A 19506-nucleotide genomic window follows, 5' to 3' on the forward strand; every position below is an offset into this window, starting at 1 on the left:
AGTCAAATCATGTATTAGAAAGATTGCTAAATAACCTTTTGTAAATCCTTTTATTTAAATGTATAATTATATAGAAAATAAAAAATGTAGGAGCTATGTTTATGGAGAAAGTATTTCCTAATTATAAACATTATCTAAAAAATTGGAGATTTATATTTATTTGTATATTACCTACTATCGCCTTTTTATTTGCTTTTGATGTCATCTTTGAATTAATATTTCATCAAGATTTCTATTTATCTAACTTAATTTTTGCTATTATTTTATTTTTAATATTTATGAGCATCAAAGATATGTTTAAAATTAAAAGTTAAAGATCCGGATAAAGTGGGATAAAAAAAAGAGCACCCTGCAATCAGATGCTCTCATGTGATAGAGGTTTTTCTGAGTATTAAGTAGGACACGAAGGTCTTGTCCCACTATCTAATATATGCTTGTACTTATTTTTTGTGCATGTACGAAGTATCACTATAAATTCTCCTCATAAATCCCTTGTACAATTAACATATTTATACATAAAAAAAAACATCCCCCGTGGATGTTTTTTTATGTACCGATTTTTAAGCTTCCATAAACTTAGCCGGTACACCAATTTTTTCAACTACAGAAGATATATTAGTAGGATTAATCATTACATTTTCAATACTAACTAATTTATTTTCTAATAGTCCATTCTCTGTTGTAATAAGTTCTTCAAACCGTTCTAAAGTCATCGAGAATTTATGTTCACTTCCGCCATTCATACTGACTTTTACATACTTCATCGTGCACCCGCCTTTCATAATAATCTATAATTCGATAAAAAGGCGCTTACATCCTTCTTATTAATACTAGATTTTACACTTGCCAATTTACGTTTATATTTAATATGAAAAAAGCTGATACTATTTTTTATTCACATTATAATTGCGAGTAAAAATGATAAAAATAGAAATGCACAAAGTGGTATAAATAAAACAGTATCCATTCTAGCAAAACGCGTATCTTTTTTTCGTTTGAAGATACCAAAATAATGAAATTCACCTATTACTCTTATAAAAAAAACAACCATACAAACCCAGGATCCCATTTGAACAATAATATTAGGAAATGCGAAATGAACAATATTTGTTTGTTGTAATAAAATTATTGCGGCCATACTTAGTAATAACGCAATGAACAAAGTCATCCCTGTACCTGGTGTAAATGCCTTTTCTCCAGCTTTTGTTGGAATGACACTATTTGTCGCCCACTTACCTCCAAAAGCCCAATAAACATTTGACACTCCCACGGCTAAAGCCGCAAGCTGACTAACGTCAGTGGGATTCTTGCTACCAAAGGCGAAGTCTATTTCTAGTATCGCTGACGTGCAAGATTGCGGTGTGCCATCACCACTCCATATCCAGTGCATCTAGCAGATACGGCACTCGTTCTATTACCAAACGAGTCAGATTGTGAGTTCTCAAATGTGTTTTAGCGTCTTGTACTTGACGACTCAATACATTTTACGGAGCAGAAGAATTTGTTACTCCAACCTCATATGTATTCTGTTTTCAGAGAACAAGATTGTTTTAGAGACTTTCACTTGTCTGTTATGAAAATTATACCATTTCAAATACTCGATGTACAGAACATACTTTCGGTATTTTATCTATACATCGCATTTGACCTCACTATCATCCCACCCCTAAAGGGGGCACTATCGCACCGTAGTGGGCTTTCCTATTCGGAAAATCTGTAATAATAAACATTTTGTCCTCCTATTATTTTATTTAAGCCCTCAACTTTAGAGTATGCTATAAATTTCACCTTAGCAATCTATTTTTAATAACATAAAACCCCTTAATGATTTTTCTTAAAATTGATTAATCATTAAGGGGTTTTTAACTTCATTATGCATTATACCGATTTCTACGACGTTCCATTCTCGTTTGTCCTTGAGCAGTCTCTTCTTTATATTGAGGTATTTGCTCTGCCATTTCATATGTTGCAACTGCAGTTGGTTCTTCGTAATTATGCTCACGTATTTCTTCAGGCGTTTTTTGTTTCGGTACTTTTCCACCAAACTTAAATAATTTTAACTTAAATTTCGGCAATCTTGGGATCGGAATCTTAAATGATTGCTTTTTACGTTTCTTTTTTTGTTGAAATAAAGTTATATTTTCTTTATAATCCTCTTCTTTACGGTGTAATAACATAGCAATTAATCCACCTAATATAAGTCCACCAACTAAAAGCATAAGATATTTGAAATTACTTGTCATTAAACTCGACATACGTTCAAGTATGACTAACGATTGCACTTCTTTCATATCCCATAGTAAAGCGGCCCATAATGCGAATAAACCGAAAGTAAGCCCATATGTACGAAAACGGAATAAACATGGGATTAAAGCGATACAAGCAGCGATTTTCGCATTCGCTATGATTGAACTTGTTGAAATATCTTGATGCCAAATAACTAACAATAGTGTAATAAATGGCGCATATGCTATCCAGCTACATATACGTGAATATATTTTTTTCGCAAAATAACTACCGAAACTAGTAAAAAATAAAAGGCCTCCAATATATAAAGATTGTTCTAGTGGGATTTGCTTTAAAATTCCTGCAACTGGAAAGAGGCCGCTCAATAGCATGAATAGCACATCTAATTTCTTCACAATTCCTCATTCCTTTCCAATTTCTTTTGAATTCATTCATATTGCTTTTCCACATGGTGTAGTTTTTCATTTCTAAAAAACATCTTAATCCTGTATGGAAATAAAGTAAATATATAAAAGAGAAGATACATGACAAAAGATATCCTTATTTACATGAAAAAATGACAAATCCTGATCGATATAATGAGCAGGATTTGTCTATTATTATTTAAATCCGAATAACCGATTCTTTCTTTTCTATCTTTATAATATCTACATCCAATTCATCATCAAACTCTTTAAACTCTCTTGCATCTATATCCGTCATATAACTTTTTATTACTTTCGCCATATGCATAGAATATGGCATGTGTATATTCTTTTCCAAAAGCATACTTGAATTACAGCACATGTAATGTACCATTTTGGCAATATAGTTCCTTTCAACAGCTTTTACACCTAGAGGTAATATTTCAAGTATATATCGATGCAATGTTTCACTATCATTACACAGATACTCACCAGTGCTATAATACATTCCCTTTTGATCTATATATAGACTCGTACTATCTAATACGTCATCACATTCTATCACACCGTATTTGGGTACATCAAAAGATGTATTTATTCTTACAGCATTTAAGTTTGGAACCTTTAGCACATCTGGAACAATGTCAGGGAAAGTATCTATATCAATTTTTTCATTTTGTAACTCTTTTATCCAATTTTTTCTTACATTCGCATCTATAATGAAGTATACTTGCTCATTTTGCTCTTTTGCAGGTTGTAAAATTTCCGCTAATGTTTCAGAGACAAATTGTTTAAATTGAATGCCCATATCATTTCTTTTTGAAGGCTGCGGCAAAAAGATGTTATGTTTATCTACATTTAATAATAAACGATCAATCGTTTGCCACTCTATATTCCCATATAATTTATATGAAATTTCTTTTCCTTTTATTTTTGAAAAAATGGGTAAGAAATCAAATTTCGAGATTCGTTCAATTGATAAATTAACATATGTACAAGGTAAATTTATCTTATTCCAACTACGTTTTAAAAATCCTTTTTGTTCTAATAAACTCAAAATACCATTTATAATCGTTTTACGAGACACACTTTGGCCTATAAATAAATTAATAAATGCTGAAATACGGTTTGTTCGTGCAAATCCTTCTCTAACAATTTGCTTTGGATCAATTTTTTCACGTCCATCACAATTTTTCATTGCAATTAACGCCAATGTCGCATCATTACGCTTACCTGCAGTAGCATAAACCGCTTTCATAACATCCTCTACTAAATTCGTTTTATACTTCTGGCAATATTGCATCTTATATGGATTTTGCAATACTTTTTCAATATTACATCTTACTATTTTTAACAACACTGGAGAATCTGCATTTAATATATATGATGACTCACTGATTTGAGCTAACACCATTTCACTTTCAAATAATGCTTGTTCTACTTCCAGCGATATTTTTTCAGACCATATTTCTAGCGTTATAGTCTCTAATCCTTTTGGTGCAATTAAAGGGAATACTTCTTTCCTATTGCCTGTTTCAATCTTTTTACATTCTGGTAGTAATGTGAAATAAGAAAATTTTTGCTGAAACCCTTTAAATAGATACTCTCTTTCTTTTGCTTTTATACCAGATCTTATTTTAGTACCTTGAACTTTATATATTCTCTCATTGTATGGAAGAAGTACCCTAAGATTTGCTCCTAGCATATAATCTTTCGGATATTGAAGAATATGATCTAATTCAACTTCTCCACCTATACGAAAATCATCTTTTAAATTTCTAAATATCTTAATCCATTTGATGCCGTTTGTAGCCTGCTGAACTTTTAGTTTTACAAATCGTAATTTCTTATTATTCAATGCAAGTTCTGGAGTAGAAATTAATATCATGCCCCGTTTTCGTCTTAATAGCAAAGGAATGTCTGGATGGTTATATTCTTGATAAAATCTCCGAATTCCTATTGAAACATTTAATAATGGAATGTTCTCTCCTCCGCGCGTTATATATTCGAACCGAAATACATAGGCGAAATAGTCTTGTGTTTTTTCATCTTTAATAGGCTCTGACATCGCCTCACAAATATTTTGTGATCTAAGAGGAGAAAAATATATATCTTCTTCATTTATATTTTCTAATTGTACAGGACGTTCACAAAAAATATGTGAAATTAAAGCGGGCACCCACTTAGAATATACTTCTTTATCATGTAGTACTGTTAAATTAGCAATCAAATCGTAATGCCATTCATATTTTGGCGATTCTATTAATTTATTAGGTTTCCAATCATGAATAATCTCATACCAACTTTGAAAAATATAATCGAGTTGTTCTTTTCTAATAGGCTCTTTACATACAATCCATGGTGTATTTTCGTTTAATACATATGGATTATGCTGAATAAATAATATATCAGAAAACATATCATACAATCTTTCATTTAATCGTTTCAACTTACTCGTTAATAAAAATGTCTTATAATGTATCTCTACAATATCAAGCCATTCAATAGGAAAATATATAAATGATACGCTTTCGTTTAAAAGGGGTTCTATTATATTTTCAAATGTTAACAACTTTAATTTTTCCATAAAATGATTACTTCCTTTCTTCATTTTTCTTGATCACAAAAAACTAGAAAAATAATTACTTAATCTAATCAATTTAAACCAATTTCTTTTCCAAAATATTATTCATTTATTATAATAATTAGATTTAAATAGTCCACTAATGAAAGTAACATTTACTTATCTTCTGGCTTTTATTAAACAAAGCATATGCATCACATCCCTCACACTATTAATACTTTACATTCGAATTATACGATATAAATATATGTATTGTATTTACGATTTACGAAAATTTTACAAAAAAATATCTGATTCATTAAAATCAACATAACTAATGGTTCTCATGACTGGTTTTCCATCTTCATCTTTTACAGGTCCAAGCGGTCCCATAACTTCTATATCTTTCTGACTAAAGGTTACGTAATTTGCAACATCAGCAAAAGTAATCTTGATATACTCATTCAACACATCCATCGGTTCAATAAAGATATTTTCAATCATTCCACCTTTAATTTCTCGAATGTATGATACTACACGTTCTCTTCCAAGTAACTGGCAACTCGTAACATGCGCGCTACTCTTGGCGCAACCGGCTTTCAATGCAGCTGCGTACCGTTAAAATACTTCACATAATACAAACAAAAGTGCCGTTCTTGTTCCGTTAGTTCTTCATCATCTAGCATCTTTTTTAACTTGGCTTTTGTCTTGGGATTTTTAACATTAGTAACGTTACCTTTCAATTGTTCATCCCATTTGTCTTGTGATTTCCACTTTCTGATTTGAGATGGCTTTAAGTTCAATTCCTTCGCAATCTCAACAAGCGGCTTCATACCATTGCTTGCTTTATATATTTCAAATGCTTTATCTCTGTCTGGGCTACGTTGTCTCGCCATCTACATTTCACCTGCCACCTCTCGTTCGAGTTTTTTCTGCAAATGAAAAAGCACCTATTTTTAGGTGCTCTTTCTACTTACATTCCTTTTTCTTATCGATGCATAAATCTATTAACTTGCTAAAGAAAATTATTTTACCATGTTTCTTTTTCCCTTTTCGCATCACACGTTTTATGAATGAAATGACTACAAATCCCCAAAGGAGTATAAAGCATAATGCGCTTGTAATCATAGAAGTTACCGATCCGTCAACCATCTTTTGATTAAAGTAATATCCAGTTCCAAGTACAGATACTAATATAGAGGTAGCTGGTAAAAATATTGCATCCATCTTTACTGGATCATTATATTCTACTAAGCTTTCCAATCTTATTTTCACATACTCTAATTCTTCTTTCTCTAACAACATTAAATTTTCTAAATTTCTCACAACATTTACGCTATTAGTGATTTCATGAGTATGTTCATAACTTTGCACGACAAAATTAATAAATTCTTCATCGTTAGCATTAATTAATTTTGTCTTTAATGTATCTAGACCCAATTCTCTTATTGCTGGCACTTTGTACCATCCCCCAGTTCTACATATAAAATTAATACTCTTTATATTTATATTTTAAAATAATCACCAACATAAGAAAAGAACATTCATTTCAATAAAGATAACATATGAACTAATAACTCAAATTTAACTTCCTTCTCTCCTTATGCTAAAAGCTTGTACAAAAATAAAAAGCACCCAAATAGGTGCCGATGGCTATTTCTTTATTAAATATTTTTCTAAATCGTAAGTATGCTCTAGCATAAATTCAATGATTGCAATACCTTTTTTCAAAACTGCGCGTGACGGAGATGTAGCCTCATGTACAACTTCATTCCCTAAATCCTTTAAACTATGTATCACTTCAGCTTGTTTCAGAAGAATTATTTTCCTAGCAACTAATTCTTCAATTTTCCAATGCAACGTTTTACTAGTAATCGGTTTTCCATTTTCTTTTAATTTAGGGTTACCATCTTCATCTCGTACATTAACCTCTTTTATGCCAAGATCCAGACATATCCCTTCTATCATAGTACGTAATCCTATTCCCGCTAGAATATACGATTGACTATTATACGCATTGATTATTTGACTATATAAATCAAGTAAACCATCTGGTACCTTGTAAAATTCCTTCTTCTCAACTTGTAAGTGGTTCGAGCGATTTTTTTCAATCTCTGGAGGAAATACTTTAACATCCTCATCAGGATACATTTCACCATCTGAATCATAACTGAACATTTCCGAATCAGTGTACACTTGTATAAATCCAATTTCATCGCATCCTGCACATTGAACAATGTAACTTTTTTCACTCCAATCAAAAAACGCATTACCATATTCATCAACTTCTTCACCCACATTCGGATGGCAGTAAACTATGTAATGATTAGTATTTCTATCACATGATTTACAATATGTTTTATCCTGGAACTTTTCCAATACAATCACTCCTGTCTCCTAAAATACAATAATATATTTGCTATTATTTTAAAACAAAACCTGCATACTGTATATCATAGTTACTTCTCCTTTTAGTCACTTAACTTTGTTTTATACGATTACACAATGAGCTTTATTTAATAACTGAGAAGATAGTAAACCAAAATAAAAAGAACAATCATGCACTAGTTACACTTTCGTAAATTTCTTATGCTATTAATATAATTACGGTAAATGAAGTTTTATTCTTCTTCCAACCACCTTATGTTGTTTACATTTATCTACGCCAACATTATTAAGTAACTGGAAGAAGAGCAAATGCTCTCCTTAATAACGGTAACATTCAATCAGTACCATCTGCTAGTTTTGGATTTTATGTGCCGTCATTACAAACCGTTTAGAAATGTAGAAACAACATAGTGAGTTGTGTTTTCCGCCACTTCTCACAATAAAAATATATCACGTTGATTCCAAAACAACCGGCACATTTACTGCCAAAAAGCGGTCACGACTCTGCCACTTATTTTCACATCATTTATTCTTCAATTACCCCTAGTAACTTTCTAAACTCTTTTTCCAGATTACGTTGTAATTTTGGAATTTCACTTAAAATAATCTCGGGTATCACCTTTACCTTTTCTTCCCAACCGTCTGTTTCTTGAACCCATTTATGTTCATAACCTGAAAGAATAAGTAATATAGGATACATTTTCCCTAATATTTTCTCAAGCAGTTCACAAATATCTTCTGAGAAGTAAATCTGATTATCATAAAAATACTCTTTTAATTCACTAGCATCTTGATACGTTTTAGCCACAACATTTTGCATTTCCAAAGGATTCATCGACTTACCAATTGAACGATCAAGTATTCCATCATATCCTAGTAACTCCATAGAACTATCTTGTAACTTGACTAATTTGGTATATAAATGTCGTATTGTTTCAGCTCTATCTACATGCAGTTTACTAAATGTAATATTATGTTTATTATTCATTCTTTGTAATTCTGCTTTATACTGCTCTGTTTGTTCATTCAATAATGTTTTATGTTCGTCTAACTGTTTACTTAATACATGTGAAAATACAGTTTTAAAAAGATAACCTACGATTCCTGTCACCGTTACCGTCCCTAGGGTAAATACCCCTAAGCTCCCTATCCATTTAATACCCGTTTCTGCCCAAGACCAATCCATTTTTCACACCCCATAATCATTACTTGTAATTTAAATATTAAACTATGAGCATTTATTATTCTACCACTAGTTATCCATATCTTATATTTGGTGTAACTAAGCCACATGCTCTATCATGTTCTGAACTACGTTGTCTCGCAATCTACATTTCACTTGTTATCTCATGTTTGACTTTATTTTGTGTTAAAGAAAAAGCATCTATTACAGATGCTTAGCAAATATTTTTTTATACTTTACTTTGTCAATTTCTTTAGCTACATCTATGAAGATTCTTTTGGTCTCCTCTTCATTTAATTGCTTACCTATTTCCGTTTCATTTTTTATTCTTTTCCATTCTGATTTTAATATCACTTGCTGAATATATATCACTTCATTTTTACATATACTATATTTCTCCAGTATTGGAGAGTCTAATAAGATGATATCAATCATTTCATCTAAGTAAGTAACAAGTGTATCAGAAAATATTTCTCGAGGGTTTAACAAAAGTACAATTCTATTTTTGACCTCTTCTATATTTTTAAGATCCTTTAATAAATCACTCTCAGACTCCCTTTTTGTCGTAGATACATCAGGATAATACATTATCGCATTTACCAATGTATTAAATTGTACAAATTCATTCCTAATAGTATTAATCCATTCAATCCTTTGTGCACTAATAGTATTAATAAATCGTTGTTCTCTTGCAACCTCATTATTTTTTATTCGATCGCACACTCATTGACGCTGCAATAATAGTTGCACTTGCAGTTGCAATGTAGAATAAAAATTTGTAATCCATACAAAAAACTCCTTATACCCTTAGTTAAATTCTTCCTACTGTTTCAATGCATATACTACATCAAATGCAAAATTAATTATTGGCTTTGTCCAAGCAGAAATTGTAATCAATACAATTAATCCAGCAAAAAATGCACCTACTGTCATAATTTCAAACACCCCCTATTTATATAGATTACAACAGAAATGATTAAAAATCTTATAATCTCATTATATTAATATTAATTTTTCATTTCTTTACAATTAATAATCCCTAATCTCATTTCAAATCAATGCCAATTGCTTGTGCAATTTAAAAAGCACCCATTCAGGTGCTTCATTAACATAATTAACATTAAATTCATTCAGCAAAATCAATATCATCAATCTCTTCCTCATTAAAAACACAAGAATGACCATCGATTTTAAAACTATACCCTATAGATTTCGGATTATGTTCTACAACCCCTTCATAAATTCCGTAGATTTCTTCCTCATTACCATCTACATCAGTTATTTCAATGCAATATTTTTTACCTATTTCTAAATAATCAAATCTCATAGTACCACTCCTAATTCTTTAGTAATGTTTTTTTAATTATATTACAAAAAAGTAATACTAAACAATTAGTTTGAACTAATGGCTATGACACCTCGCGTTCGAGTTTGTTTTGTGCAAAGGGAAGAGCACAACAATTATCAATTGCTGTGCTCTTTTTTATATTTATAATATTTACTTTCAAGCTCATTTTTACTTTCTAATAATAACCCAAATATTGATTGGATTTTTTCAATACACGCATCTTTTTCTTCTTCGTTTATTTCAGTTTTTCTAATAAGTGGACTTAATGTTTTTTGATAAAAAGTAATAAGGTGCACTTTATCATACTCTAAATTTTTGTAGATCATTTCTTTGTTAGCCTTTAATTCCTTATCAAACGACGCAGCCTCTCTTTTTATATGTATACATTTAAGTTCTAAATCTAATGGTTCATTCTGATAGTAAAAAATATCATTAAAAGATCCTTTTAGGCACTCGATTAGTCGCTCCACAGCTAGTAATTTTTCTGTAGCACTAAGTAAGAACACTTCTCTATCTCGATGCTTAAGTGTCGCCTTCACACCAGCTAACGTAATTATCCCTCCTAATATCGAACCTAAAAAAGTAATTATCCCTACAATAAGTTCTTTTTGTAAAACTTTTAATGCGTCCATAACTGCATAAAAAATAATTAAATCTAGTATAACAACTGAAATAAGTACAAAATAAGGTAAATATTTATTTATATTCTTCATAACACCCTCCTCATTCTAATTATAGAAGAAAGTAGTAAATTAATTAAAGATAAAATTTATATATTAAGTTAAATTATCAACAAAAGAATCTCACGCTCCTTATGCTAATCGCTTGTACAAAATAAAAAAGCACCTAGTTAGGTGCTTCTACTTTATCTTCTTTAATAAATTTTCTATATGCTTTTTCATCTAGCTTTTTAGCAATTTCATTGTAAATTTCATGCATTTTTTCTTCACTAAGCTCGGCGCCGTTTTTATTCTCTTCTTTTATTCTTTTCCATTCCGATCTGATTATAACATGGTATAAATAGCCTATATCTTCGACTTTCACTTTCACTTGCTCAAAATTAAATTTAAGAATATTATTATTTCTTAAATCATCAGCTACCTCATTTTGTAACACGACTAAATAGTAACTAAAAATATCATTTGGATTTAATAATAAATTTATCTGGTTACATACACCATCAATCTCAGAAGAACGCTCTATCTGCGCATCTTGATTTATCCCACTAATATCTACTTTATTCTCAATAGCATCTTTAAACTTAAGCAAGTCAGTCGCTTGTAAATTAGCCACTTTAAGAAACTCACTAGATTTCTCTCTAAACTCATTTATCCACTTTACCCTCTCAGCATCTATATACCTTCTTTGCTCTAAAGCATTAAGGTTTTTCTCGCCTAAATCTTTTGCAATTTTATTAGTCTTATTCACATTCCAAACCGTTATAAAAGCAGTTAATATAACGCCGCTAAATGAAATAATACCGACCACTACTCTAACATCAGTTTTACTAACAATCTCTAGACTTTTACTAACAACCTCTAAACTAGATTGCAAGTCCATATTATCTCCCACCCTCATTCGTTTTTGATACACATAATCATAATACATTATGGAATCATTATATGATATTAAATAATTATGAAAGGAGAGTATTTATAATTATTATTGAACCACCTATAAATATACCAAGCTCAATAAGAAACACAAAAGCCACGATACAAACGCACCGTGGCTGAATATATAAAATTAATTGGTCTTTTCATTCTCCGTCCATTCCGACCGAGTAACGTTTTGATAAAGGGGCTACGCTATCCCCACACTATTCTTCTTTCAAAGAACTGTATAGGTATAGCGTAATATGGATTCTGCTTTGAAAAATCCCCGGAAATGTCCCCTTTTTTGTCGCTCATAAAACACAAATTACATTTTAATAGCTTATTACAAACTAACGCATGCTTTAAACTATTACCTTTATTCAGCAGGAGATGGAAATCTAGCTGCACCAAATTGCACTCGATTATTTTGTGGGAAATTCCCCTCTACTGTAGCTATAGCCCTAACTTCAACTTTATCTCCTGCTTTTAATTGAAATATATTATTTGATTCTACAGCAACTTCTCTAATCGCATTTACTCCAGTAAATTCAGATTCGAATCCTTCCTCTGTATCATTAACTGAAAAGAAAACTACTACAGTAAAATTCACATTAGGTATTGCAGGATTAAATATTATAGTAGTGGTGAATGAATATACACCATCAGTCTGCGGTACAAAGTTAAATGTATCTGTATTATACTCATTAGCTAAATCAAATTTTTCGAGAGGAAAAATCATTTTAATTTCTGTGAACGCCGGAACCTGAGGGGTAATTAAACTCGGATCCCCGACAGCTTTAAAAGCCGATTGTCTAACAGAAGGGTCTGCCTTCGCTTGGCCACAACATTCAACATTTATGTTCACCGTTTGGGCTTTATGGTGATAACCTTCTTTACAATCATTAGATTTCTCACTTTGTTTACAACAATCATGATATTTCTTTTTGTAATCCTTACAATAATCACAGTAGTAATAAGACATACTAACTTCCCCTTTCAAATTTATTACTACATACTATGTAAGATAGATTAAAAAGTTTGGACGAGCTGTTACTATTTTTAATAGAATTAAAAAAGCCCTACCACTTGGCAGGACACGGTGACAATATTACACGTAAAGTAGAACAACTACATCATATCTCTTCAATATCAATAGCACAAAATGCTAGAATTCCCTTTTCAACACCACAAAATAAAATTTATATAATCCCCAAAGCTGTAGCTATCAACTAAATAGCGCTTTTTTTCTTCTGATAAAACGGATCGCGCTTTATCATTAATTCGTTGTACACATACGAATCTTTCACCTTTCGATTCCCCAAGTACTTCATCTCAATTATCCTACGTTCATCTTCATCAAGAGCATGTTTTAACGTCCGTTCAATTTGTTTAAAACGTATCTCATGATTCTTATCGTCACCTTTCATTTTAGGAAAAAGAATAAATACACCCCGCTTGAGCCTGTTCTTCTTGATTCTTCATCCGGACGCACAATGCTTTGTAGTTTTTCAGCTCCTTCACCACAAGTCTTCGCATCTCCTTTTCATCGATGTCCTCAAAAATGACAATTGATTCATACGATACGGTTCCCCTCCGTTCATCTAACCATCATTTCTATATTCTCTTTATACCAATTTGAAAAATCTTCGTGGGGTTCCAGCGAAAAGAAATCTACATATGCTTTTAATGCTCCTATCCCAAAACTTCTTGTTGTTAATAAAATTGAATAGTAGTCTTCATTACTTCTCAAATCTCTTAGCCCTACTAATCCATCACCAATTTCATCGATTTGTCGAAATGCATTCATTGAGTGCACTTGACTTGAATATGACCTATATAAAATGTGGTATATCGGTTCCATCCCACACTCTACAGAAAGATCCTTTATAGTTTTAGGACCCTTAAATAAACTATGCTATTTAGGATACTCCTTTTTTCTATCTAAACGGTCCCATTCGTTTTTTATATTCCGAAAACACGTTTTATTCATAGTCTGTCGTAATTGTTTTTTTTGCTGTTCAATTCTTCCCATCGGAAGATCTTTATTTAAATAACTTCTGATGCCTTTCCCTTTTTGGCTATTTGAGGAAATAAGAATTGCAAACGATAGTTTATCCTTTAAATAAGAATAATGATATGAAAGAGCTCTTCTTCTAAAATGCTTTTCATTTAAAATAAATTTTAAATATAATACATTTTCAAACAAATATCGAACGATAGATTCAGCTGACTTTACAGACCCATTGTCTACTAATATAAATATTGCATCCAATTTTTCTATTACTTTTCTAAATAAAAGCATGGCCACTGCATGTTCGTTTGGTAATACTGAAAATTCTTGTGCAAATCTTTCATTAGATAAGTCGAAAGCTTCTTCTCCCTTTTGAATAACAGATCCTAGTTCATTTAATTTTCTTTCCAAACTCACGATGTATCCCCCTCATCAAAATATCTAGTTATTTCTACTTTAACTTAATTGTAATTATATCACTCAATTACCATTTGATGATGTAATCTGGTATTTTCGGATTAGGAGCATTATTTGTTTTGACTATGAGTCTACAAAATGAAATTTTTGTATAAAACTACACCTATCTAAGAAACACACATACAATATGATGTGAACCTTTTTTCAAAAAAAGACTTGGTTATAAAGCACCTTCCTCCCAAAGCGCTCTTTTTATTTGTAAATAAACATTTTGCTCAAATATACTCAAGACATATGTATTTACTAGGATAAGCATTATACTAGAGCAAGGATTATTTTATCCATGTTTATAAGGAGGGGTTTTTATTAAGACAACTTTAATTTCCCATTTTTACAATGAAGAGTATCTACTCCCATGGTGGCTAATGCACCACACAAAACTATTTGATCACGGTATTCTTATTAATCGAGAATCTACTGATCGTTCAGTAGAAATATGTAAATTATTTGCGCCTCATTGGGAAATCCGAGATTCAAAAGTATTAGAGTTTGATGCTATATTAGTTGATAAAGAGATAATGGAAATAGAAAAAGAAATTAAGGGGTGGAAAATGGTTTTAAATACCACTGAATTTCTTTGCTGTTTTGATAAGGAAACCTTTTTCTCATCTCTTGTTACTTTAAGGAAAAACATGTATGCTATTAGGACTATTCTGATGGTAGATGACCCTACTCATGGTTATTCCAATCCGAGATACGGAATTCCCCTTGTCAAACAGCGTTATCACGGGAGAATACTCCATCCTACTCCACCTTCCCCTTACCACGGAGGTAGACTAATCCACAATTATTCGCATGGTAACTATATAGCCGGAAGGCATTGGTCAAATCATTCATTTATCGTTTACATGTACCCTGCTTTCGTTTTAAAATTCTTTTACAGTCCATGGAACACAGCTATGAAAAATCGAAAATTACAAATTGGTCCAACCCTTTCTAAAAATAGCATACAGAAGGGATTAGGTACGCATCACCTAGTTACACTAGCTGAATTAGAAACAAAATATAAATTCTTTGCAAGTACAACTATTGACCTTCGATTAATCCCAGAATATCAAGTGTTATTCCCAGATTTATGTTTCCCTAACCATTAATACATCTAAAAAGAACATTTTGGAACTCCCTATGCAATCCTTGCTTTTGAGTGAGAACCAACTCTTATTAAAATAGAGTTTTTGTTAAAATTGACTCACCGCTCTCAGAATCTCTACACATTTGGAACTTTATAGAAATATACTCTTTACTTTCAATTTAATTATATTAATATATTAAATGAAGGGTGTGATCAATTAATGGAACAACTTAACTTTAGTGCTTTAGAACAACCACTATTTCTATTAGCACTTCAATTAATTGCATTTGTTTTAATCATTTGTATCGTATATGGAATCTTATACAACACCATATTAAAATTAAATATACCTAAATGGACCGCCCATGCGGTAGCTACGATATTTTCCCTCAGCAGCGCCTATCAAACTTTTATGAATTTCATTTAAAAACATTTTTTTATTTCTCTCTTTTGTTGAGAAATCTATCATTTACCATCCAAGAACGTAGCAGGCAACTTAATTGGTTGCCTGACGTTTTTACGGTTATTTACTTTCAAATAGCGTTTTTATTGAAAAATCAATTTGATTCATTTTCTCTATGGTATAATCTGTATTATTTACTTTTCGAGAAGGGATAACGTAATGAGAGAATACTTTGGTTTCATTTCAATATTTTTAACTGCATTCTTATTTTTCAATCTGTATTTTGCCGGTCCTCCTTTAATTTTGATACCTATCTCAATTGTTTTGGCTATTTTGGCTCCGAAAGGTACAGCCAAAACATTTGCTTTTATTAGTTTAATAATTCTAGGAATTGTCTTCGCTTGCATATACATTCTCCTTTCTATGATTGGTTCGGGATTAGCTGAAACTCATCTCAGATAATCCCTTTCTCTCAAATAACGATTTTGTACTAATTTTGCTTAATATTTCCTGATTTAGTTTCAATAAAAGTATCTTCATCAACCTCAATGCTTACCATATCCATTTCACTATCAAAACCTAAAACTCTTTCAGAAGCCCCTGTTAACGCTCCTTTAATAATTGTTGCTTGAATATTAACTGTTACTGTATTCATTTCTTCCTCTCGCTTTCTTTAAAATAAAGATTTTGTTACAAACTTACATGTACATGTATTTCGTAATATAATTAAGTTATCAATATATTAGGAGTGTAAATTATATCAGGAACAATAATGATTTTTATATATGTTTGTTTCGGAATGAGTGCAGTTTTTAGCTTGGTAAAGGAACTTCGAAAGCCACAGAAAAATCAGTTCTTAATCTTAGTGGATTCTCTAATTCTGCTAGGAGCTTTATTCCTAGTAGGTAGTATCTTCATCTAAATTACATAACAAGACTACATTAGGGAGCAAAGCAGTCTAGCGAAAGCTAACTGCTTTTTATTAATTTAACTATTTTATTAAACTTTTAAGTATCCGCCATCCCTTTCACATCAACTATTTCTACCATTCGCTCTACCCTTTTTATTTCTCTCATATCAGTTGGACCTTTCCAAATCCCCACTCGTTTCCAATGTTTTTTCTTTTTTCCGACATATGAGGGGCTAGGATCATACATAATACCAATATCCTTATCTGGTATTCCTTGTATATTTAAATTCCTGACAACCTCAGGTGTTAAACTACTTGATTTTTCTACTCTCGGTCCACTATTCTTTTTAGGCTGTGTATCCAAATATGTGCCCAACCGACGTAATTCATCACCAGTCGGGCATACTTTACATTCATTAATACTAAAACTCTCGTTGGATGAGCGATTATAATGACAACGTCTACATTTCTGTTCGATAATTTCGCCAATCTGGTATGTAGCTCTTTTCGTACTCCTTTTGTCAGTTTATTCATACCATTCAACACAAAACTGCCTTGAGCGCTATAACGAGCGCTTGTGATCGACTTTGTAACTTCAAGCCGGTGTGCACGTTTTTTCGCGGTTGTTCTTCTGCAACACGTACATTGACATGCATAAAGGTCATTCTTTAATTCATGATTCTTTTCCATAATTGCTTTAAATTCATTAAATAATGTATTGTAATCCTCATCACGATATTGAAACTGAGCTTGCATGAGTTTGAGTGCACTTCCGCCTCCAAGCATAACTTTGTTTCTGCCATACTTCTCTCAATTCTTTTTGAAGTGAATCTTTTTCATCAACAACGCCAAAACCTTTATAAAAATTAAAAGTAATTACAATATAAAGGAGTGTTTTATTTGTGATTTTTACAATGATTTTATAAAAACCTAAAAAGAGGTATTGTCCATACATACGTATAGCAATACCTCTTCTCTTTATCCCATTACGTTTTTCTCTTCTGTACTTATCGGCCACTTTTCTAATGTATAAGCCATTTCCCAAAATGAATATTCATATTGACTGCTAATAATAAAATGTTGTTTCATTCGATTTCGGTCTGCCTCTGTTACTTTTTCAGCTATTGCATCTAATCGTGTAATTTGCTCTTCAACTAGTGTTCGGAACCAATCTGATCCATAAGCAGAAATCCATTCGTTATAAATTGGCTCTTCTGGCTTACACTCTTTTAAACGCTCACCTATTTCATAATACAGCCAATAGCAAGGTAAAATTGCTGCAATAATATCGCCTAAATGTCCTTCATACGCAGCACGGTACATATGTGAAGTATATGCATATGCAGTTGGAGCAGGGATAAAATTATCTTTTTCTTCTTGTGTTATCCCTAATTTCTTCGCAAAATTCTCATGTAAAGATAATTCCGCTTCATATGTATTTTGAGCATGGTGTGCCATACGAGCTGTCGTTTCTAATTCTAGTGCTTTTGCAGCTCCTAAAGTTTGTACTCTAGCAAAGTGACTTAAATAATACGAATCTTGAAGCACATAATAGCGAAAACTAGCTAAATCTAACGTTCCTTCACCAAGTTTTTTTACAAAAGGATGATGAAAACTAGCTTCCCAAATTGAGTCTACTTCTTTACGTAATGATTGTGAAAAAGTCATGTAAATCCCTCCAATTATGTATGAAATTTAAGTATTTACCCACCATTATTAAATCTGTAAAACAAAAAACTTTCTTTACAGACGTAAAGAAAGTGAAATTGACAGTATTTATACATGAAACAGCAATGTCTTTCCCACTTCCCTACGCTGGCATTAACCAGATCAGGTACTAAGAGTCTCAAATTCCAATTTGATCTCAGCCTATAATAGGCCCCCCTAGTGGATAAAATATTTAATTTTCGTATTGTATTCATCATAACATACTTCATGTAACTGTCAAAAGTTATTCATGATACCACTACTTAAAATCCTTCGTCTTTTCTTACTCTTAATGAAGTTTCAATAATCATATCTAATAGTTTACTATATTCAATTCCCGCTGCAGCTGCACTTTTTGGCAGTAAACTCGCTTGCGTCATCCCTGGTAATGTATTAATCTCCATTACATATGGAATACCATCCTTCACCATCATATCCACCCTTGCATAAACGCTGCATTTTAATGCTTTATAGCAAGCCAGTGACGCTTTGTTTACACGCTCCTTAAGTTCAGCTGGAAGTTCGATAACTTCTTCAATAGTACCTGCATCATCATATTTCGCATTGTAATCAAAGAACTCAGCTGCATGTCGAATTGAAATGATAGGTAACTGTTTTCCATCAAAAATGGAACATGTAATCTCATCACCTTTAATATACTTTTCTATTACTACTTCAGAATCCCATTCGAACACAGTTTCCAGGATTGAAATTAATTCGTCTTTATCATAGACAATCTTTACCCCAACACTTGAACCACCAGAGTTTGGTTTTACCACTAATGGAAATCCTAACTTATCTAATTCATCAACATTTAGATCCTCCATTTTTGTAAGTTCAATCCAATCAGGTGTTTCTATTCCTTCATAACGTAAAATCTTTTTTGACATGTTTTTGTCCATACATATACCACTAGATAACATATTACTTCCGCTATAAGGAATACCTAAACTTTCAAGCGTTCCTTGAACAGTTCCATCTTCTCCGTATTTTCCGTGTAATGCGAGCAATGCAAAATCAATGTCTTTCGCTTTTTCGATTAAATCCATTTTTTCATTTAATGTAATTGGGACAATTTCATATTTATTTTTATCTAAATTTGCAATCATTTCATTTCCAGTCATAATGGATACTTGTTTTTCAGAGGATACTCCTCCCATAATAACGCCGATTCTCATTTCCTCAACTCCAAATTTCG

General features: G+C 31.7%; 24 protein-coding genes, 1 pseudogene and 1 riboswitch. Of the genes and pseudogenes, 3 read left to right on the forward strand and 22 right to left on the reverse strand.

Features of this window, described 5'->3' with window-relative positions; all coding sequences use genetic code 11:
• The first annotated feature begins 101 nt into the window (after positions 1-101).
• Positions 102-314 carry a hypothetical protein gene (locus ACTFNE_RS07120; RefSeq protein ID WP_000416564.1) on the forward strand — a complete coding sequence of 71 codons (213 nt, stop codon included), beginning with the start codon at positions 102-104 and terminating at the stop codon, positions 312-314.
• A gap of 246 nt (positions 315-560) precedes the next feature.
• On the opposite strand, the gene ACTFNE_RS07125 is transcribed toward ACTFNE_RS07120, so the two are convergent.
• The 16 genes and pseudogenes from ACTFNE_RS07125 to ACTFNE_RS07200 all read right to left on the reverse strand — a co-directional run bounded on the left by ACTFNE_RS07125 (position 561) and on the right by ACTFNE_RS07200 (position 14156).
• A complete protein-coding gene (locus ACTFNE_RS07125) occupies positions 561-764 on the reverse strand; it encodes a hypothetical protein (protein WP_000878375.1) in 204 nt (67 codons plus the stop codon).
• 131 nt (positions 765-895) lie between these two features.
• Complete coding sequence (locus tag ACTFNE_RS07130) at positions 896-1390, reverse strand: DUF3995 domain-containing protein (protein ID WP_270704795.1); 495 nt, start codon at positions 1388-1390, stop codon at positions 896-898.
• 481 nt (positions 1391-1871) lie between these two features.
• The gene (locus tag ACTFNE_RS07135; protein ID WP_270706346.1) at positions 1872-2642 is read right to left on the reverse strand and encodes a DUF3959 family protein; all 771 of its coding nucleotides are present in this window, start codon (positions 2640-2642) and stop codon (positions 1872-1874) included.
• A 208-nt stretch (positions 2643-2850) separates the two neighbouring features.
• Positions 2851-5238, reverse strand: a complete 2388-nt coding sequence (locus ACTFNE_RS07140) for an RNaseH domain-containing protein (RefSeq protein ID WP_270706345.1) — start codon at positions 5236-5238, stop codon at positions 2851-2853.
• Between the two features lie 282 nt (positions 5239-5520).
• A pseudogene (locus tag ACTFNE_RS07145) lies at positions 5521-6110 on the reverse strand (terminase small subunit); the annotation flags it as partial.
• A gap of 73 nt (positions 6111-6183) precedes the next feature.
• Positions 6184-6672: a hypothetical protein gene (locus ACTFNE_RS07150; RefSeq protein WP_270706344.1), complete on the reverse strand. Its 489-nt coding sequence runs from the start codon at positions 6670-6672 to the stop codon at positions 6184-6186.
• Between the two features lie 195 nt (positions 6673-6867).
• Positions 6868-7593 carry a DUF4145 domain-containing protein gene (locus ACTFNE_RS07155; RefSeq protein WP_270706343.1) on the reverse strand — a complete coding sequence of 242 codons (726 nt, stop codon included), beginning with the start codon at positions 7591-7593 and terminating at the stop codon, positions 6868-6870.
• A gap of 535 nt (positions 7594-8128) precedes the next feature.
• Positions 8129-8788: a hypothetical protein gene (locus tag ACTFNE_RS07160; RefSeq protein WP_270706342.1), complete on the reverse strand. Its 660-nt coding sequence runs from the start codon at positions 8786-8788 to the stop codon at positions 8129-8131.
• A gap of 201 nt (positions 8789-8989) precedes the next feature.
• Entirely contained in the window at positions 8990-9508 is a 519-nt protein-coding gene (locus ACTFNE_RS07165; protein ID WP_270706340.1) for a hypothetical protein, read from the reverse strand.
• A 403-nt stretch (positions 9509-9911) separates the two neighbouring features.
• Positions 9912-10112: a hypothetical protein gene (locus ACTFNE_RS07170; protein ID WP_270706338.1), complete on the reverse strand. Its 201-nt coding sequence runs from the start codon at positions 10110-10112 to the stop codon at positions 9912-9914.
• A 137-nt stretch (positions 10113-10249) separates the two neighbouring features.
• Positions 10250-10846, reverse strand: a complete 597-nt coding sequence (locus tag ACTFNE_RS07175) for a hypothetical protein (RefSeq protein WP_270706336.1) — start codon at positions 10844-10846, stop codon at positions 10250-10252.
• Positions 10847-10979: 133 nt separating this feature from the next.
• Positions 10980-11693 carry a hypothetical protein gene (locus ACTFNE_RS07180; protein ID WP_270706334.1) on the reverse strand — a complete coding sequence of 238 codons (714 nt, stop codon included), beginning with the start codon at positions 11691-11693 and terminating at the stop codon, positions 10980-10982.
• A 411-nt stretch (positions 11694-12104) separates the two neighbouring features.
• Positions 12105-12710, reverse strand: a complete 606-nt coding sequence (locus tag ACTFNE_RS07185) for a hypothetical protein (protein ID WP_270706332.1) — start codon at positions 12708-12710, stop codon at positions 12105-12107.
• Positions 12711-12957: 247 nt separating this feature from the next.
• Positions 12958-13155 carry an ArpU family transcriptional regulator gene (locus ACTFNE_RS07190; protein WP_270706329.1) on the reverse strand — a complete coding sequence of 66 codons (198 nt, stop codon included), beginning with the start codon at positions 13153-13155 and terminating at the stop codon, positions 12958-12960.
• A gap of 170 nt (positions 13156-13325) precedes the next feature.
• Entirely contained in the window at positions 13326-13535 is a 210-nt protein-coding gene (locus tag ACTFNE_RS07195) for a hypothetical protein (protein WP_270706327.1), read from the reverse strand.
• Positions 13536-13643: 108 nt separating this feature from the next.
• On the reverse strand, positions 13644-14156 hold the full coding sequence (locus ACTFNE_RS07200; protein ID WP_270706325.1) for a DUF5677 domain-containing protein: 513 nt from the start codon (positions 14154-14156) through the stop codon (positions 13644-13646).
• Positions 14157-14581: 425 nt separating this feature from the next.
• Here ACTFNE_RS07200 and ACTFNE_RS07205 point away from each other — a divergent pair, with 425 nt between their 5' ends.
• Together ACTFNE_RS07205 and ACTFNE_RS07210 are read left to right on the forward strand one after the other, a co-directional pair.
• Complete coding sequence (locus ACTFNE_RS07205) at positions 14582-15310, forward strand: glycosyltransferase family 2 protein (RefSeq protein ID WP_333563711.1); 729 nt, start codon at positions 14582-14584, stop codon at positions 15308-15310.
• 198 nt (positions 15311-15508) lie between these two features.
• Positions 15509-15715, forward strand: coding sequence for a hypothetical protein (locus ACTFNE_RS07210; RefSeq protein ID WP_270706323.1), 207 nt, complete (start codon positions 15509-15511; stop codon positions 15713-15715).
• Positions 15716-15885: 170 nt separating this feature from the next.
• On the opposite strand, the gene ACTFNE_RS07215 is transcribed toward ACTFNE_RS07210, so the two are convergent.
• The 6 genes from ACTFNE_RS07215 to ddlB all read right to left on the reverse strand — a co-directional run bounded on the left by ACTFNE_RS07215 (position 15886) and on the right by ddlB (position 19486).
• Entirely contained in the window at positions 15886-16098 is a 213-nt protein-coding gene (locus ACTFNE_RS07215) for a hypothetical protein (RefSeq protein WP_001148159.1), read from the reverse strand.
• A gap of 83 nt (positions 16099-16181) precedes the next feature.
• Complete coding sequence (locus ACTFNE_RS07220; protein WP_001099233.1) at positions 16182-16346, reverse strand: hypothetical protein; 165 nt, start codon at positions 16344-16346, stop codon at positions 16182-16184.
• A 352-nt stretch (positions 16347-16698) separates the two neighbouring features.
• A complete protein-coding gene (locus tag ACTFNE_RS07225; protein ID WP_439997970.1) occupies positions 16699-16965 on the reverse strand; it encodes a hypothetical protein in 267 nt (88 codons plus the stop codon).
• Entirely contained in the window at positions 16926-17387 is a 462-nt protein-coding gene (locus ACTFNE_RS07230; protein ID WP_333563709.1) for a hypothetical protein, read from the reverse strand. The genes ACTFNE_RS07225 and ACTFNE_RS07230 overlap by 40 nt, the downstream gene beginning before the upstream one ends.
• A 192-nt stretch (positions 17388-17579) precedes the next feature.
• Positions 17580-18269 carry a thiaminase II gene (tenA, locus tag ACTFNE_RS07235; RefSeq protein WP_270706320.1) on the reverse strand — a complete coding sequence of 230 codons (690 nt, stop codon included), beginning with the start codon at positions 18267-18269 and terminating at the stop codon, positions 17580-17582.
• A 122-nt stretch (positions 18270-18391) separates the two neighbouring features.
• Positions 18392-18497: riboswitch (TPP riboswitch) on the reverse strand.
• 74 nt (positions 18498-18571) lie between these two features.
• Positions 18572-19486, reverse strand: coding sequence for a D-alanine--D-alanine ligase (gene ddlB, locus ACTFNE_RS07240; protein ID WP_270706318.1), 915 nt, complete (start codon positions 19484-19486; stop codon positions 18572-18574).
• Between the last annotated feature and the right edge of the window lie 20 nt (positions 19487-19506).

This window comes from Bacillus cereus group sp. MYBKT111-2, assembly GCF_051915205.1.
In the GTDB taxonomy this organism is placed as follows: domain Bacteria; phylum Bacillota; class Bacilli; order Bacillales; family Bacillaceae_G; genus Bacillus_A; species Bacillus_A paranthracis.

What these genes read in the sequence shown, in the direction of transcription:
- ACTFNE_RS07140 (WP_270706345.1), bottom strand. Translation starts at nt 5,238, where the DNA reads ATGGAAAAATTAAAGTTGTTAACATTTGAAAATATAATAGAACCCCTT.
- tenA (WP_270706320.1), bottom strand. Translation starts at nt 18,269, where the DNA reads ATGACTTTTTCACAATCATTACGTAAAGAAGTAGACTCAATTTGGGAA.
- ACTFNE_RS07230 (WP_333563709.1), bottom strand. Translation starts at nt 17,387, where the DNA reads ATGCTTGGAGGCGGAAGTGCACTCAAACTCATGCAAGCTCAGTTTCAA.
- ACTFNE_RS07210 (WP_270706323.1), top strand. Translation starts at nt 15,509, where the DNA reads ATGGAACAACTTAACTTTAGTGCTTTAGAACAACCACTATTTCTATTA.
- ACTFNE_RS07220 (WP_001099233.1), bottom strand. Translation starts at nt 16,346, where the DNA reads ATGAATACAGTAACAGTTAATATTCAAGCAACAATTATTAAAGGAGCG.
- ACTFNE_RS07190 (WP_270706329.1), bottom strand. Translation starts at nt 13,155, where the DNA reads ATGAAAGGTGACGATAAGAATCATGAGATACGTTTTAAACAAATTGAA.
- ACTFNE_RS07125 (WP_000878375.1), bottom strand. Translation starts at nt 764, where the DNA reads ATGAAGTATGTAAAAGTCAGTATGAATGGCGGAAGTGAACATAAATTC.
- ACTFNE_RS07160 (WP_270706342.1), bottom strand. Translation starts at nt 8,788, where the DNA reads ATGGATTGGTCTTGGGCAGAAACGGGTATTAAATGGATAGGGAGCTTA.
- ACTFNE_RS07120 (WP_000416564.1), top strand. Translation starts at nt 102, where the DNA reads ATGGAGAAAGTATTTCCTAATTATAAACATTATCTAAAAAATTGGAGA.
- ACTFNE_RS07170 (WP_270706338.1), bottom strand. Translation starts at nt 10,112, where the DNA reads ATGAGATTTGATTATTTAGAAATAGGTAAAAAATATTGCATTGAAATA.
- ACTFNE_RS07195 (WP_270706327.1), bottom strand. Translation starts at nt 13,535, where the DNA reads ATGAATGCATTTCGACAAATCGATGAAATTGGTGATGGATTAGTAGGG.
- ddlB (WP_270706318.1), bottom strand. Translation starts at nt 19,486, where the DNA reads ATGAGAATCGGCGTTATTATGGGAGGAGTATCCTCTGAAAAACAAGTA.
- ACTFNE_RS07205 (WP_333563711.1), top strand. Translation starts at nt 14,582, where the DNA reads ATGCACCACACAAAACTATTTGATCACGGTATTCTTATTAATCGAGAA.
- ACTFNE_RS07215 (WP_001148159.1), bottom strand. Translation starts at nt 16,098, where the DNA reads ATGCAAGCGAAGACAATTCCTAGAATTATTAAACTAATAAAAGCAAAT.
- ACTFNE_RS07185 (WP_270706332.1), bottom strand. Translation starts at nt 12,710, where the DNA reads ATGTCTTATTACTACTGTGATTATTGTAAGGATTACAAAAAGAAATAT.
- ACTFNE_RS07130 (WP_270704795.1), bottom strand. Translation starts at nt 1,390, where the DNA reads ATGCACTGGATATGGAGTGGTGATGGCACACCGCAATCTTGCACGTCA.
- ACTFNE_RS07180 (WP_270706334.1), bottom strand. Translation starts at nt 11,693, where the DNA reads ATGGACTTGCAATCTAGTTTAGAGGTTGTTAGTAAAAGTCTAGAGATT.
- ACTFNE_RS07175 (WP_270706336.1), bottom strand. Translation starts at nt 10,846, where the DNA reads ATGAAGAATATAAATAAATATTTACCTTATTTTGTACTTATTTCAGTT.